Annotated in this window: 15 protein-coding genes; 9 read left to right on the top strand and 6 right to left on the bottom strand. The window is 67.3% G+C overall.

Annotated features, from left to right (window positions below; genetic code table 11):
- Window positions 1-252: 252 nt before the first annotated feature.
- Window positions 253-411 (top strand): hypothetical protein, encoded by a 159-nt coding sequence (locus O9344_RS08980; RefSeq protein WP_298475452.1) that lies wholly within the window; start codon window positions 253-255, stop codon window positions 409-411.
- Here O9344_RS08980 and dprA read toward each other — a convergent pair.
- The 5 genes from dprA to O9344_RS08955 form a co-directional block, all read right to left on the bottom strand.
- Window positions 398-1537, bottom strand: a complete 1140-nt coding sequence (dprA, locus tag O9344_RS08975; protein WP_298475449.1) for a DNA-processing protein DprA — start codon at window positions 1535-1537, stop codon at window positions 398-400. The genes O9344_RS08980 and dprA overlap by 14 nt on opposite strands.
- On the bottom strand, window positions 1534-2151 hold the full coding sequence (plsY, locus tag O9344_RS08970; RefSeq protein ID WP_298475407.1) for a glycerol-3-phosphate 1-O-acyltransferase PlsY: 618 nt from the start codon (window positions 2149-2151) through the stop codon (window positions 1534-1536). The genes dprA and plsY overlap by 4 nt, the downstream gene beginning before the upstream one ends.
- An 85-nt stretch (window positions 2152-2236) precedes the next feature.
- Window positions 2237-3541, bottom strand: coding sequence for a dihydroorotase (locus tag O9344_RS08965; protein ID WP_298475402.1), 1305 nt, complete (start codon window positions 3539-3541; stop codon window positions 2237-2239).
- An 8-nt stretch (window positions 3542-3549) separates the two neighbouring features.
- Window positions 3550-4500: an aspartate carbamoyltransferase catalytic subunit gene (locus O9344_RS08960; protein WP_298475399.1), complete on the bottom strand. Its 951-nt coding sequence runs from the start codon at window positions 4498-4500 to the stop codon at window positions 3550-3552.
- A gap of 46 nt (window positions 4501-4546) precedes the next feature.
- The gene (locus O9344_RS08955) at window positions 4547-5203 is read right to left on the bottom strand and encodes an alpha/beta hydrolase (protein ID WP_108177232.1); all 657 of its coding nucleotides are present in this window, start codon (window positions 5201-5203) and stop codon (window positions 4547-4549) included.
- Between the two features lie 227 nt (window positions 5204-5430).
- On the opposite strand from O9344_RS08955, the gene O9344_RS08950 reads away from it, so the two are divergent.
- From O9344_RS08950 to O9344_RS08915, 8 genes are all read left to right on the top strand, one after another.
- Window positions 5431-6576 (top strand): cysteine desulfurase family protein, encoded by a 1146-nt coding sequence (locus O9344_RS08950; RefSeq protein ID WP_298475388.1) that lies wholly within the window; start codon window positions 5431-5433, stop codon window positions 6574-6576.
- Window positions 6577-6624: 48 nt separating this feature from the next.
- A complete protein-coding gene (gene sufB, locus O9344_RS08945) occupies window positions 6625-8097 on the top strand; it encodes a Fe-S cluster assembly protein SufB (protein ID WP_273511427.1) in 1473 nt (490 codons plus the stop codon).
- A 75-nt stretch (window positions 8098-8172) separates the two neighbouring features.
- A complete protein-coding gene (gene sufC, locus O9344_RS08940) occupies window positions 8173-8928 on the top strand; it encodes a Fe-S cluster assembly ATPase SufC (protein WP_298475806.1) in 756 nt (251 codons plus the stop codon).
- 7 nt (window positions 8929-8935) lie between these two features.
- Window positions 8936-10285 carry a Fe-S cluster assembly protein SufD gene (gene sufD / locus O9344_RS08935; protein WP_298475378.1) on the top strand — a complete coding sequence of 450 codons (1350 nt, stop codon included), beginning with the start codon at window positions 8936-8938 and terminating at the stop codon, window positions 10283-10285.
- 2 nt (window positions 10286-10287) lie between these two features.
- The gene (locus O9344_RS08930) at window positions 10288-11559 is read left to right on the top strand and encodes a cysteine desulfurase (protein ID WP_298475375.1); all 1272 of its coding nucleotides are present in this window, start codon (window positions 10288-10290) and stop codon (window positions 11557-11559) included.
- Window positions 11560-11601: 42 nt separating this feature from the next.
- Window positions 11602-11973, top strand: coding sequence for an SUF system Fe-S cluster assembly protein (locus O9344_RS08925; RefSeq protein ID WP_298475372.1), 372 nt, complete (start codon window positions 11602-11604; stop codon window positions 11971-11973).
- A 105-nt stretch (window positions 11974-12078) separates the two neighbouring features.
- A complete protein-coding gene (locus tag O9344_RS08920) occupies window positions 12079-12450 on the top strand; it encodes an iron-sulfur cluster assembly accessory protein (protein ID WP_298475369.1) in 372 nt (123 codons plus the stop codon).
- A 1-nt stretch (window position 12451) separates the two neighbouring features.
- On the top strand, window positions 12452-12823 hold the full coding sequence (locus O9344_RS08915; protein WP_298475364.1) for a TfoX/Sxy family protein: 372 nt from the start codon (window positions 12452-12454) through the stop codon (window positions 12821-12823).
- Here the strand turns inward: O9344_RS08915 and O9344_RS08910 are convergent.
- Window positions 12810-13862 carry a GGDEF domain-containing protein gene (locus O9344_RS08910; RefSeq protein ID WP_298475361.1) on the bottom strand — a complete coding sequence of 351 codons (1053 nt, stop codon included), beginning with the start codon at window positions 13860-13862 and terminating at the stop codon, window positions 12810-12812. The genes O9344_RS08915 and O9344_RS08910 overlap by 14 nt on opposite strands.
- Between the last annotated feature and the right edge of the window lie 79 nt (window positions 13863-13941).

Raw genomic sequence — 13941 nt, 5'->3', positions numbered from 1 at the left:
GATGCGCTGCCGAAAGCCGGCCGGAACATGGGCACAAGGCTGCTGCAAGTCAAATGCCGTCCCGTTGCACTTTCGGCGAGTATCATGCGTTGACACAACCAATGGTTTATACATACCGTTGTTGCGTTGTCGGCGCCTTGGGCCGGCGGTGGAGATGGTCTGGTGGGCGCAGCGCGGCGTGAGCCACTCAAAGGCACGAGACGACCGAGCCCCGCGGCCCGGCCGCCTGGGGCCGACCGGGCCGAACTCGCGTTGCAGATTGCCCGTCTCGCCGCCGAAATGCTGGATCTTGCCCGGCTCGGAGACTTCAAGACGCTCGCCTATCTGGTCGACATGGCGCGCATGGAGGCCGACGAGCAGGCGCGCGTGCTGCGCCGCCGGCCGGCGCGGGCGCGCCCTAGCGCAGGCTGATGCGCCCGGCCGGGTCGCGATGCAGTCGCCCGGCGAGGTCGAGTTCCAGGAGAGCGACGCGCACCGCGGCCACCGGCAGGCCGGAGGCACGGACAACGTCGTCGAGGGTGACGGGGACCGGGCCAAGCAGCGACAGGATGTGGGTGCGGCCGTCATCACCGGGATCGGCGCCGTCCATGGCCTCCTCCTCTTCTTCGAGGGCATCGTCCGGCGGTGTTCGCGTCAGGATTGGCTGGATCACCGCGAGGATGTCATCGACCTCGCAGACCAGTGTCGCGCCTTGTTTCAACAGCCGGTTGGTGCCGCCGGCGCGCGGATCAAGCGGCGAGCCGGGCACGGCGAAGACCTCGCGGTTCTCGTCCAGTGCCATCCGCGCCGTGATCAGCGAGCCGGACTTCTCGGCCGCCTCGACCACGACCACCCCCAGCGACAGGCCAGCGATGATGCGGTTGCGGCGGGGGAAGTCGCGGGCCCGCGGCTCGTGGCCCATGGGCATCTCGCTGATCGCGGCGCCGGCCGGGAGCAACCGGTCGAGCAGCGGTTCGTTCTCGGGGGGATAAATGTGGTCGTGGCCTCCGGCGAGGGCGGCGACGGTGCCGGTCGCGGCCGAGGCCTCGTGGGCGGCAGCGTCGATGCCCCGGGCGAGCCCCGAGACGACGGTCATCCCTGCCTCGCCGAGGCCGCGGGCGAGGATAGCCGCCATCTTGATGCCGGCAATGGAGGCGTTGCGCGAACCGACGATGGCGACCATCGGCCGCTGCAGGCAGGCAAGGTCGCCCCGCAGCGCCACCAGCGGCGGCGCCGAGGCGGTGCGCCGCAACCGGTCCGGATAGTCGCGCTCGCCGAGGGCGACGAATTTGACGCCGAAGGCCGCCGCGCGCTCCATCTCGCGTTCGGCTTCGGCCAGGGTCGCGATGCGGATGGAGCGGCTGCCGCCGCGCTGGGCAAGGTCCGGCAAGGCATCGAGGGCAGCGGCGGCACTGCCGTAGAGATTCAGGAGTTCGCGGAAGGTGCGCGGTCCCACATTGTCTGAGCGGGAAAGGCGCAGCCAGTCGAGGCGCTGGCGGTCCGTCAGGCGGATCGCCGCAGTGGGGCGGGCGAAGAGATCGTCGCCCCCGTTGCTCATGCAGGCGGCGCCGCGCTCTTCTCCCCGATCCGGCTCTCGGTGCCGGCGAGAAGCTTGGCAATGTTCTGATGGTGCTTGGCGATGAGGAGGGCGACAAGGCCGGCGAAGACGATCACCGTTGGCCAGCCACGGCCCATCAGCAGCAGCACGACCGGCGTCGCAGCGCTCGCCACCAGGGCGGCCAGCGAGGAGTAGCGGAAGGCGAAGGCGACGGCGAGCCACAGCCCTGCGAAGACGAGAAAGGCGGGCCAGTGCACCGCCAGCAGCACGCCGAGGAAGGTGGCAACGCCCTTGCCGCCCTTGAAGCCGAGCCAGACCGGGAAGACGTGGCCGATGAAGGCGCCGATGCCGGCGGCGAGCGCGGCGACCGGGCCGAACCAGGCGGCCAGCAACACGGCGACCGTGCCCTTGAGGCCGTCGAGGAGAAGGGTCGCCGCCGCGAGCTTCTTGTTGCCGGTGCGCAGCACGTTGGTCGCGCCGATATTGCCGGAGCCAATGGCGCGGATGTCGCCGAGCCCGGCGCTGCGGGTCAGCACCAGACCGAAGGGGATCGACCCCAGCAGGTAACCGAGGGCGAGGGCGCCGATGAGGACGGGCAGGGCCGTGTCGAGCATGGGGACGTCACCGCGTATCGGCCGTCACGCTAGCAAAAGTCAGCGCGCAAAGGCCATGGGTTGCAGCCGGAAATTGCATCCGCCATCACGCGGACAGCGAAAAGACCTTGCGTCCCGCGACAAAGGTGGCAGCGACCCGGCCGGTCAGCCGCGCCTCGTCGAAGGGCGAGTTCTTGCACTTGGAGCGCAGGGTGTCGCGGTTGAGGACCCAGGGCTCGTCGATATCGACGAGGACGAGGTCGGCCGGTTCGCCCACAGCCAGCGAGCCGCCGGGCAGGCCAAGCAGGGCCGCGGGCGCGGTCGAGAGCGCACGAAACAGCGCGTGAAGAGGCACGAGGCCGGCATGGACGAGGCGAAGGGCCGCCGGCAGCATGGTCTCGACGCCGACAGCGCCGGGATAGGCCTCGGCGAAGGGCAGTCGCTTGGTCTCGACGTCCTGGGGATCGTGATCGGAGACGACCACGTCGATCGTGCCGTCGGCGACGGCATCGGCGAGGGCCAGGCGGTCATCCTCGGTGCGCAGCGGCGGCGTCACCTTGCAGAAGGTGCGATAGCTGCCGATGTCGTTCTCGTTGAGGGTCAGGTGGTTGATCGTCACCGCCGCGGTGACCGGCAGGCCTTCGGTCTTCGCCCGGGCGATGATGGCGAGGGAGTCGCGGCAGGTGATGGATGCGGCGTGGTAGCGCGCGCCGGTGAGTTTCACCAGGCGGATGTCGCGCTCAAGCATGATGGTCTCGGCCTCGACCGGAATGCCGCCAAGCCCGAGGCGCGAGGCGAACTCGCCCTCGTTCATCACGCCCTCGCCGACGAGGGCAGGGTCCTCGGTGTGGTGGACGATGAGGGCGTCGAAATCGCGCGCATAGGTCATGGCGCGGCGCATGACGAGGGCGTCTGTGACGGAACGGGCGCCGTCGGTGAAGGCGACCGCGCCGGCCTCCTGCAAGAGGCCGAACTCCGTCATCTCGCGCCCGGCGAGCTTCTTGGTGATGGCCGCCATGGGATGGACATGGACGATGCCGGTGTCACGGGCGCGGCGGAGCAGGAAGTCGACAATGGCGGGGTCGTCGATGACCGGGTCGGTCGCCGGCTGGCAGACGATGGTGGTGACGCCGCCGGCCGCCGCCGCGGCCGTGGCGGAGGCGATGGTCTCGCGGTACTCGTAGCCGGGCTCGCCGACGAAGCAGCGCATGTCGACGAGGCCCGGCGCCAGCACCTTGCCGCCGCAGGCCATGACCTCGACATCGGGGCCGATGCTGGACGGCGTGAGCTGCGGGCCGGCATCGGCGATGATGCCGTCACGGATCAGCAGCCCGCCGCGGGTCTCGGTGCCGGCGGCCGGATCGACGAGCAGGGCGTCGGCGAGAAGGAGAGGGCGCGGGCTCGTGGTCATCGTGGCCCTCACGCGTTTGGCAGGTTGCGGGCGAGCGCTTCGAGCACCGCCATGCGCACGGCGACACCCATCTCGACCTGCTCGCGGATGAGCGACTGGGCGCCATCCGCCACCGCCGTCGAGATCTCGACGCCGCGGTTCATGGGACCTGGATGCATGACCAGCGCGTCGGGCTTGGCATAGCGGAGCTTGGTCTCGTCGAGGCCGAAATAGTGGAAATACTCCTGCACCGAGGGCACGAAGGAGCCGTTCATGCGCTCGCGTTGCAGGCGCAGCATCATGACGATATCCGCGTCGCGCAGGCCTTCCTTCATGTCGCGGAAGACCTCGACGCCGAGGCGCTCGGCGGCGGCGGGCAGGAGCGTCGAGGGGCCGATGGCGCGCACCCGCGCCTGCATCTGGTTGAGCAGGATGATGTTGGAGCGGGCAACGCGCGAATGCAGGATGTCGCCGCAGATGGCGACCGTCAGGCGCTCGATGCGGCCCTTGTTGCGGCGGATTGTCAGCGCGTCGAGCAGCGCCTGGGTGGGGTGCTCATGGGTGCCGTCGCCGGCATTGACGACGGAGCAGTCGACCTTCTTCGACAGGAGTTCCACCGCGCCGGAGGCGGCGTGGCGCATGATCAGGATGTCCGGATGCATGGCGTTGAGGGTGAGCGCCGTATCGATCAGCGTCTCGCCCTTCTTGATGGAGGACTGGGCCACCGACATGTTCATGACGTCGGCGCCGAGGCGCTTGCCGGCGAGCTCGAACGAGGACTGGGTCCGGGTCGAGGACTCGAAGAAAAGATTGATCTGGGTGCGGCCGCGCAAGCTGGTGCGCTTCTTCTCGATCTGCCGGTTGAGGGTGACGAATTCCTCGGCGAGATCGAGAAGACCGGTGATTTCCTGGGGGGAAAGCCCCTCGATCCCGAGCAGGTGCCGGCGCTTCAGCACGAAGGACGAAGGGTCTTGCGTCATAAGCCCCGGGCTTTAAGCGGAGTCGGACGACCCCGCAAGCCTCGCCTCACTCCGCGGCGTCCTGTTTCCCCAGGCGCTTGTCGAGATAGTTGCCGACAACCTCCATCAGCGGGTCGATGGCGTTCTCGAAGAAGTGGTTCGCGCCGGGCACGACCTGCTGCTCGATGACGATGCCCTTCTGGGTCTTCAGCTTCTCGACGAGGCCCTGGACCGAGGTCAGCGGCACCACCGCGTCCTTGTCGCCATGGACGATGAGGCCGGAGGACGGGCAGGGGGCGAGGAAGGAGAAGTCGTAGAGGTTGGCCGGCGGGGCGATGGAGATGAAGCCCTCGACCTCCGGACGGCGCATCAGCAGCTGCATGCCGATCCAGGCGCCGAAGGAAAAGCCGGCGATCCAGCAGGTGCGGGCCTCGGGGTTGATGGCCTGGGCATAGTCCAGCGCCGCCGCGGCGTCGGAGAGTTCGCCAACGCCATGGTCGAAGGCGCCCTGGCTGCGGCCGACACCGCGGAAATTGAAGCGCAGCACCGAGAAGCCGCGGTTCACGAACTGATAGTAGCAGTTGTAGACGATCTGGTTGTTCATCGTCCCGCCGAACTGCGGGTGCGGATGAAGAACGATGCCGATGGGGGCGGAGCGGACCTTGGCGGGATGATATCGACCCTCGATCCGGCCTGCCGGACCGTTGAAGATGACTTCAGGCATCGGAAATCCTCGTCATGGCCCCCTTCACGACATCAAACTTGACGGCAAAAAGTCACTTTGATGATGGTGCCGACCTTGACAGGGCGGCGAGGCGGCTCTAGCTTTTAGAATTATTCTAAACGTGCTTGCCGGACCCGCAGCGGGACGGCGAAAGCGACGTCGGGCCGCGCCTATAGCACGAACCCGGCTTGCGATGCCAAGACTTTCCGACAGGGCCAATTTCCCCGATGACCCGCGTCTACCTCGATCATAATGCTACGATGCCGCTTCGCCCGGAAGCGCGCGCGGCTATGGTCGCGGCGATGACGACGGGGGGCAACGCCTCCGCCGTCCATGCCGAGGGTCGGGCGGCCCGGCGCATGATCGAAGAGGCGCGTCAGTCGGTCGCGGACCTTGTCGGCGGCGATCCGCGCTGCGTGACCTTCACCTCCGGCGGCAGCGAGGCGGCGGCGACCCTTCTGGCACCGGATTTTGCGGGCGTCACGGGGAAGGGTCCCTTTGCCCGCCTCATTGTCTCGGCGATCGAACATTCCTGCGTGCTCGCCGGTGGCCGTTTCGTGCCCGAGGCGGTGAGCCTCTGCCCGGCGACAGCCGAAGGCGTGATCGACCTTGCCCGCCTCGACGTGCTCCTCGCCGGGGGCGGGCCGGCGCTGGTGGCCGTCATGGCGGCGAACAACGAGACCGGCGTCATCCAGCCGGTCGCTGCGGTTGCGGCGCTCTGCCGGGCCCATGGCGCGGCGCTGGTGGTCGATGCGGTCCAGGCTCTCGGCAAGCTGCCGCTCTCCATGGCGGACCTTGGCTGCGACGCGCTTTTCGTCTCCGCCCACAAGATCGGCGGTCCCGCTGGTGTCGGCGCCATCATCACGGCCTCCGAGGCCGTGAGCTTCCCGCCACTGGTGCGGGGCGGCGGCCAGGAGGGTCGGCGGCGCGCCGGAACCGAGAACCTTGCGGGCATTGCCAGCTTCGGCGCCGCCGCGAGGGCGGTTGCGGCGGAAGCCGGGGAGGGCGCTCGCCTCGCCGCCTTGCGCGACCGGCTCGAGGCGGGCCTTGCCGCCCTTGTGCCCGATATCCGGGTCGTCGCCGCAGGCCTCGACCGATTGCCGAATACCAGCCTGACCCTGCATCCCGGCCGCGAGGGCGAGACGCTGACCATTGCGCTCGATCTTGCCGGCATCGCCGTGTCAACCGGCTCGGCCTGTTCCTCCGGCAAGGTGGCGCCGAGCCATGTGCTCGCGGCAATGGGCATTTCGCCGCGCGAGGCGCGTTCGGCCTTGCGCATCAGCCTCGGCTGGACCACGACGTCCGCCGAGATCGATCAGTTCCTGGCGGCCTATGCCGCCCATGTGAAGACCGGGGCGGCGCGCGCCGCCTGACCCCAACCAACCTGCGGCCCTTGAAGCCGCGAGGACGAGGAGAAGAGGATGCCTGCGGTTCAGGAGACCGTCGATCAGGTCAAAGCGATCGACGTCGACCAGTACAAGTACGGCTTCAGCACCGATATCGAGATGGAGCTGGCGCCCAAGGGGCTGTCCGAGGACATCGTCCGCTACATCTCGGCGCGCAAGAACGAGCCCGCCTGGATGCTGGAATGGCGTCTCGACGCCTATCGGCGCTGGCTGACCATGCGCGAGCCGGACTGGGCGCGGGTCGACTATCCGCAGATCGACTTCCAGGACATGTATTATTACGCCGCGCCGAAATCGAACCCGGCGCCGAACTCTCTCGACGAGATCGATCCGGCGATCCTGGAGACCTACAAGAAGCTCGGCATCCCGCTGCGCGAGCAGGAGATCCTCGCCGGCATCGCGCCGGAGAAGCGGATCGCCGTCGACGCGGTCTTCGATTCCGTGTCGGTGGTGACCACCTTCAAGGAGGAGCTGCGCAAGTCGGGCGTCATCTTCTGCTCGATCTCCGAGGCGCTGCACGAGCACCCCGAGCTGGTGAAGCAGTATATCGGCTCGGTCGTCCCGACGACGGACAACTTCTACGCGACGCTCAATGCCGCCGTCTTCTCGGATGGTTCGTTCGTCTACATTCCGCCGGGCGTGCGCTGCCCGATGGAGCTGTCGACCTATTTCCGCATCAACGAGCAGAAGACCGGCCAGTTCGAGCGGACGCTGATCATCGCCGACAAGGGCTCCTATGTGAGCTACCTTGAGGGCTGCACCGCGCCGATGCGCGACGAGAACCAGCTCCACGCCGCCGTGGTCGAGCTCGTCGCCCTCGACGACGCGGAGATCAAGTACTCGACGGTGCAGAACTGGTACCCCGGCGATTCCGAGGGCAAGGGCGGCATCTACAACTTCGTGACAAAGCGCGGCGACTGCCGCGGCGCGCGCTCGAAGATTTCCTGGACGCAGGTCGAGACCGGTTCGGCCATCACCTGGAAATATCCGAGCTGCATCCTGCGCGGCGACGAGAGCCAGGGCGAGTTCTACTCGATCGCCGTGTCAAACGGCGCGCAGCAGGTCGATTCCGGCACCAAGATGATCCATCTGGGCAAGAACACCCGCTCGCGCATCATCTCGAAGGGCATCTCGGCCGGTCGCTCGCAGAACACCTATCGCGGCCTCGTCTCGGCCCATCGCCGGGCGACGAATGCCAAGAACTTCACCAACTGCGACTCGCTGCTCATCGGCGACAAGTGCGGCGCGCACACCGTGCCCTATATCGAGAGCAAGACGGCCTCGGCGGTCTTCGAGCACGAGGCCACCACCTCGAAGGTGTCCGAGGACCAGATGTTCTACTGCATGCAGCGCGGGCTGACGCAGGAAGAGGCCATCGCCCTCATCGTCAACGGCTTCGTCAAGGACGTCCTCCAGCAGCTCCCGATGGAGTTCATGGTGGAGGCCCAGAAGCTGATCGCGATCTCGCTGGAAGGCTCGGTCGGCTGATCGGCCGGCCCCTTACCCCCTTATTCCGCCGCGCCCGGCGCGGCCCCTGACCCTTTAGGACCACACGTCATGTCCCTGCTCAAGATCAAGAACCTCACCGCCAAGCTCGCCGACGAGGACAAGCAGATCCTCAATGGCCTGAACCTCACCGTCGAGAAGGGGCAGGTCGCCGCCATCATGGGTCCGAACGGCTCGGGCAAGTCGACGCTGTCCTATGTCCTCGCCGGTCGCGAGGACTATGAGGTCACCGGCGGCGAGGCGCTGCTGGACGGCGAGAACATCCTGGAGCTGGCCGCCGACGAGCGCGCCGCCAAGGGCCTGTTCCTCGCCTTCCAGTATCCGATCGAGATCCCCGGCGTCGGCCAGATGACCTTCCTCAAGGCGGCCATCAACGCCCAGCGCAAGAAGAACGGCCTCGACGAGATCTCGACGCCGGAGTTCATCAAGCTGGTCAACGGCAAGGCCAAGGAGCTCGGCATCTCGCCGGACATGCTGAAGCGCTCGGTCAATGTCGGCTTCTCGGGCGGTGAGAAGAAGCGCAACGAGATCCTGCAGATGGCGCTGCTCCAGCCGAAGGTCGCCATCCTCGACGAGACCGATTCCGGCCTCGACATCGACGCGCTGAAGATCGTCGCCGACGGCGTCAACGCCATGCGCTCGCCGGACCGCTCCTTCGTCGTCATCACGCACTATCAGCGCCTGCTCGACTACATCAAGCCGGACGTGGTCCATGTCCTGTCGGGCGGTCGTATCATCACCACTGGCGGCCCGGAGCTCGCCCTTGAGCTCGAGGCCAAGGGCTATGCCGACATCGTCGGCAAGGCCGCGTGAGGCCAATATGAACGCCGTGACCCCTATCCGAACCCCGGCCGAACAGGCGCTGATCGGCGCCTTCGGCGCATTGCGTGATGCCGGCCCCGCTGCGGCGGCGCTGGAGAGCCTGCGCGTCGACGGGTTCGCCCGCTTCGAGGCGACCGGCCTGCCGCATCGCCGCGTCGAGGCCTGGAAGTACACCGACCTGCGCACGATGATGCGCGAGGCGAAGCCGCTGGCGGGCGCACCCGACGCATCGGCCCTGCTCGCGGCGAAGGTTGCCGTCGGCCGCCTGCCGCGCGTCGGCGGCAGCCGCATCGTTCTCATCGACGGCCATCACGCTCCCGACCTCGCCGATGGCGGCCCGCTGCCCGAGGGCGTCAGCGTCTCCGGCCTTGCCGAGGCGCTGGTGCGTCGGCCTGAGTTGCAGGCGCTGCTCGCCGGCCAGCCGGCGACGCGCGAGAACACCGCCTTCGCGCTCAACAACGCCTTCCTCACCGATGGCCTGCTGATCGAGATCGCGCCGGGCACCGCCGTGAGCCATGCGCTCGACCTCGTCTTCCTGACCTCGGATGGTGCGGCGAAGCTGACCAATGCCCGCGTCGTGGTGATCGTCGGCGCCGGCGCCACCGCCGGTCTCGTCGAGACCCATCTTGGCCCGGCCGGCACGGACTACCAGAAAAACGTCGTCGTGCAGGCGATCATCCGCGATGGTGCGCGGCTTGAGCACGGCCGCCGCCAGCTCGAGGGCTCCGAGGCGCTGCACCTCTCCACGCTGGAGGCGGAGATCGGCGCCGAGGCGCATTTCGACACGCTGACCCTGACCTCGGGTGCGGCCGTCGCCCGCAACCAGCTCTTCGTGCGCTTCTCAGGCGAGAATGCCCGCGCCACGTTGCGCGGCGTCTCCCTGCTCAAGGGCCGGCAGCATGCCGACACGACGCTGGTCATGGATCATGCCGTGCCGAACTGCGAGAGCCGCGAGACCTTCAAGCATGTGCTCGACGGCGAGGCCCATGGCGTGTTCCAGGGCAAGATCATCGTCCAGCCCATCGCGCAGAAGACCGATGGCCGGATGATGAGCCAGACCATCATGCTGGCCGAGGGGCCGGCGATGGACAACAAGCCGGAGCTTGAGATCTTCGCCGATGACGTGGCCTGCGCCCATGGCTGCACCTGCGGCGAGCTCGACGAAGACCTGATGTTCTACCTGAAGGCCCGTGGCATCCCGTCTCAGGAAGCCGAGGCGCTGCTGGTCGAGGCCTTCGCGCGCGAGGCGATCGAGGATTTCGGCGACGAGGGGCTCGGCGAGGCGGTCGAGGAGCTGCGTGCGGCCCTCTTGGCCTCGGTCACCGACTGGATGCTGGCGAGGACCTGAGCATGAGCCCCGAGACCAGCCCGGTGGTCGGCACACATCCGGCGGTTGCCGGCGGCGGCTACGACGTCGGCCTGATCCGCAAGGACTTCCCGGCGCTGAGCCTGAAGCCCTATGGCAAGGACCTGGTCTTTCTCGACAATGCCGCCTCGGCGCAGAAGCCGCGGCAGGTGATCGACCGGATCACCCGGGCCTATGAGAGCGAATACGCCAACGTCCATCGCGGCCTGCACTACCTCGCCAATGCCGCCACCGAGGCCTATGAGGCGTCGCGCGAGAGTGTGCGCGCCTTCCTCAACGCGCCCTCGGTCGACGAGATCATCTTCACCCGCAATGCGTCGGAGGCGATCAACCTCGCGGCGGCCTCGTTCGGCGGGCTGGTGATCGGGGAGGGCGACGAGATCGTGCTCTCGATCATGGAGCACCACTCGAACATCGTGCCGTGGCATTTCCACCGCGAGCGGCGCGGGGCGAAGCTCGTCTGGGCGCCGATCGACGAGGACGGCAATTTCCTCATCGAGGAGTTCGAGAAACTGCTCGGGCCCCGCGTGAAGATGGTGGCGCTGACCCACATGTCGAACGCGCTCGGCACTGTCGTGCCGATCAAGGAATGCATCCGGATGGCCCATGCACGGGGCATTCCGGTGCTGGTCGACGGGTCGCAGGCGGCCGTCCACATGGACGTGGACGTGCAGGACCTCGACGCGGACTTCTACGTTTTCACCGGCCACAAGGTCTATGGGCCGACCGGCATCGGCGTGCTCTACGGCAAGCGCGAGCACCTGGAGCGCATGCCGCCCTACAATGGCGGCGGCGAGATGATCTCGGTGGTGACCACCGAGGGCGTCACCTACAACGATCCGCCCCACCGTTTCGAGGCGGGTACCCCCGCCATCGTCCAGGCCATCGGCCTGGGAGCTGCGCTCGACTACATGCGCTCCATCGGCCGGCCCGCCATCCGGGCGCATGAGGACAGCCTCGTCCGCTATGCGCATGAGCGGCTCGGCGCCATCAACTCGCTACGGATCTTCGGTCATGCGCGGGACAAGGGCGCCATCGTCTCCTTCGAGATGAAGGGGGCCCATGCCCATGACGTCGCCACCGTGATCGACCGCTATGGTGTCGCGGTCCGCGCCGGCACCCATTGCGCCCAGCCCCTTCTCCAGCGATATGGTGTCACCTCCACCTGTCGCGCCTCCTTCGGCCTCTACAACACCACCGAAGAGGTCGACCGCCTTGCGGAAGCCCTTCTCAAGGCCCAATCTCTCTTCGGGTGAGGCGGTTCCGCCTCGCCCCCGATGCCACGGACCTTGAACCCGATGGACGAGCAACAGACCCTCAACACCACCGTCGGCGGCGACACCACCGCCATCCCGCCGGAGGAACTCGACCGCCTTACCGACGACATCGTCGCGGCCATGAAGTCGGTCTATGACCCCGAGATTCCCTCCGACATCTACGAGCTCGGACTGATCTACCGCGTCGACATCGACGATTCCCGCAAGGTCGCCATCGACATGACGCTGACCTCGCCTTCCTGTCCGTCGGCGGCCGAACTGCCGGGCATGGTGGAGAATGCGGTGGCGAGCGTGCCGGGGATTGCCGAGGTGAAGGTGAGCCTCACCTTCGATCCGCCCTGGGACCAGAGCCGCATGTCGGACGAGGCGCGCGTCGCCCTCAACATGTGGTGACCGGGTGCGGCGTGACGGGGCTTTAACCCCTTCGCCGCAATCTCTATATCTGTGACAGACGCTTTGGACGCCGGACCTTGAATCCGTGCGCTTTCGGAGAGGCAGATGCCCAAGATGCAGGCGATGCGGCTGACGGAAGCCGCGGCCGGTCGGGTGAAGGACCTGGTCCTCGCCTCCGGCAAGGACAGTTCCGGGCTTCGGGTTGGCGTGACCAAGGGCGGCTGCGCCGGCATGGAATACACGATGGAATTCGTGGACGAGCCCGGCAAGTTCGACGAGATCGTCGAGGATCGCGGCGTGCGTGTCTTCATCGACGCCAAGGCCGTGCTCTATCTGATCGGCACGGAGATGGACTACGTCACCGACAAGCTCTCGGCGCGCTTCGTCTTCAACAATCCCAACCAGACCTCGGCCTGCGGCTGCGGCGAGTCCATCGCCCTGACCCCGGCGCGTCCCGAGGCGCTCGGCACGGCCTGAGATGGGCGCCTTCGACCCGGATGTCCTGGTCGATCTTTTCGCGCCCTTCGCCCGGGTCTCCCTCCGGCGGATGTTCTCCGGCCATGGGATCTATCGTGACGGCGTGATCTTCGCTCTCGCCATCGGCGACGACCTGTTCCTGAAATCGGATGCGACCAGCGCCCCGCTCTATGACGCCGCGGGGGCGAAGCCCTTCACCTACGCGACGAAGCGCGGCGAGACGACTGTCGGCAGTTACCGGCGGATGCCGGAGACCTGTTTCGACGACGAGGATGAGTTGCGGCACTGGGCGGGGATCGCTTTCGCGGCGGGCCTGCGTGCCGCGGCGAAGCCGAAGACGACGCGTCGCCGGAAGGCGCTCACGCCACCTTGAGTTCGGCTTCCGGATCGGTCTCGCAGACCACGCGGTTGCGGCCGTTGCGCTTGGCCGCATAGAGGCAGCGGTCGGCCCGGTCGTAGAGGCTCGCCACGGTGTCGCCGGGCCGGAAGGTCGCGACCCCCAGCGAGATGGTGGTGCGGCCGAGATTCTCGTTGGTGGAGCGCTTGATGAGCTCCTTGGTCATGACGGCGCGGCGGATGTGCTCGGCGACCGTGACCGCGGCGCGCAGCGTGGTGTCGGGGAGGATGATGGCGAATTCCTCGCCGCCGTAGCGGCAGGCGAGATCCTGGCCCTTGACGTTCTGCTTCACCGAAAGGGCGACGAGGCGCAGCACCTGGTCGCCGGTGAGGTGACCGAACGTGTCGTTGAACTTCTTGAAATGGTCGATGTCGCTGACCAGCAGGCTCAGTGGTGTCTCAGCCTTGTTGGCGAGCGCCACGGCCTTGGCGATGGACTGGTCGTAATACTTGCGGTTGCCGAGCGAGGTGAGGGGATCGGTGAGCGATTCCGTCCGCACCGCGTCGAGGTTCTCCTGCAGCAGCTTGATCTCGCTGCGGGAGGCCTTGAGGCGCTGCTCCAGCGCCTTGTTGTTCGCCTCGATCTCTCGCGTCGAGCGGACGAGGTTCTCGATGATGGTCCTGACGCCTTCGGGCGAGCCCATGGAAGCCAGGCGCGCCGAGGCGCCGGCGAGGTCGTTGCCATAGGCATTGGCCTGGCCGGCGGCCGAATCGATCATCGTCATCACATGCTCGATCTCGTCGAGCACGCGGCTGCCCACGACGTCGATCTTCTCGCCCATCCGCGTCTGGGAGAGATAGTTCTCGAAGATGCTATCGAGGTGATCCTGGGTGATGCTGCCGTTCTGCGACAGGACCGCATTGACCGCGTCCGAAAGCTCGGTGTGATAGCCGGACGCGTAGCAGTACCAGACCTCATAGTTCCGCGGGATCGCGGTCAGTCCACGTCCCTTGATCTGCGAGAAGGCCAGATCGCCGAAGGCGTAGCTGCGTTCGATGTCGTCGCGGTTGTCCATCGGGTCGCCGATCCTGGGCGTTTGGCAGCGCGGCCGAGAAGGCCGCGCGTGTCAGTCGTCCGGAGGCTAGACCGTTAAT

This window comes from Phreatobacter sp. (assembly GCF_027532945.1).
In the GTDB taxonomy this organism is placed as follows: Bacteria; Pseudomonadota; Alphaproteobacteria; order Rhizobiales; family Phreatobacteraceae; genus Phreatobacter.
Note: the sequence above shows the minus strand (reverse complement) of the source record. Positions and strands in the feature narration are given on the sequence as shown.

Bases quoted from the DNA above. Each gene is read 5' to 3' on its own strand.
- dprA (WP_298475449.1), bottom strand. From the start codon at position 1,537: ATGAGCAACGGGGGCGACGATCTCTTCGCCCGCCCCACTGCGGCGATC.
- plsY (WP_298475407.1), bottom strand. From the start codon at position 2,151: ATGCTCGACACGGCCCTGCCCGTCCTCATCGGCGCCCTCGCCCTCGGT.
- O9344_RS08965 (WP_298475402.1), bottom strand. From the start codon at position 3,541: ATGACCACGAGCCCGCGCCCTCTCCTTCTCGCCGACGCCCTGCTCGTC.
- O9344_RS08960 (WP_298475399.1), bottom strand. From the start codon at position 4,500: ATGACGCAAGACCCTTCGTCCTTCGTGCTGAAGCGCCGGCACCTGCTC.
- O9344_RS08955 (WP_108177232.1), bottom strand. From the start codon at position 5,203: ATGCCTGAAGTCATCTTCAACGGTCCGGCAGGCCGGATCGAGGGTCGA.
- O9344_RS08950 (WP_298475388.1), top strand. From the start codon at position 5,431: ATGACCCGCGTCTACCTCGATCATAATGCTACGATGCCGCTTCGCCCG.
- sufB (WP_273511427.1), top strand. From the start codon at position 6,625: ATGCCTGCGGTTCAGGAGACCGTCGATCAGGTCAAAGCGATCGACGTC.
- sufD (WP_298475378.1), top strand. From the start codon at position 8,936: ATGAACGCCGTGACCCCTATCCGAACCCCGGCCGAACAGGCGCTGATC.
- O9344_RS08930 (WP_298475375.1), top strand. From the start codon at position 10,288: ATGAGCCCCGAGACCAGCCCGGTGGTCGGCACACATCCGGCGGTTGCC.
- O9344_RS08925 (WP_298475372.1), top strand. From the start codon at position 11,602: ATGGACGAGCAACAGACCCTCAACACCACCGTCGGCGGCGACACCACC.
- O9344_RS08920 (WP_298475369.1), top strand. From the start codon at position 12,079: ATGCCCAAGATGCAGGCGATGCGGCTGACGGAAGCCGCGGCCGGTCGG.
- O9344_RS08915 (WP_298475364.1), top strand. From the start codon at position 12,452: ATGGGCGCCTTCGACCCGGATGTCCTGGTCGATCTTTTCGCGCCCTTC.
- O9344_RS08910 (WP_298475361.1), bottom strand. From the start codon at position 13,862: ATGGACAACCGCGACGACATCGAACGCAGCTACGCCTTCGGCGATCTG.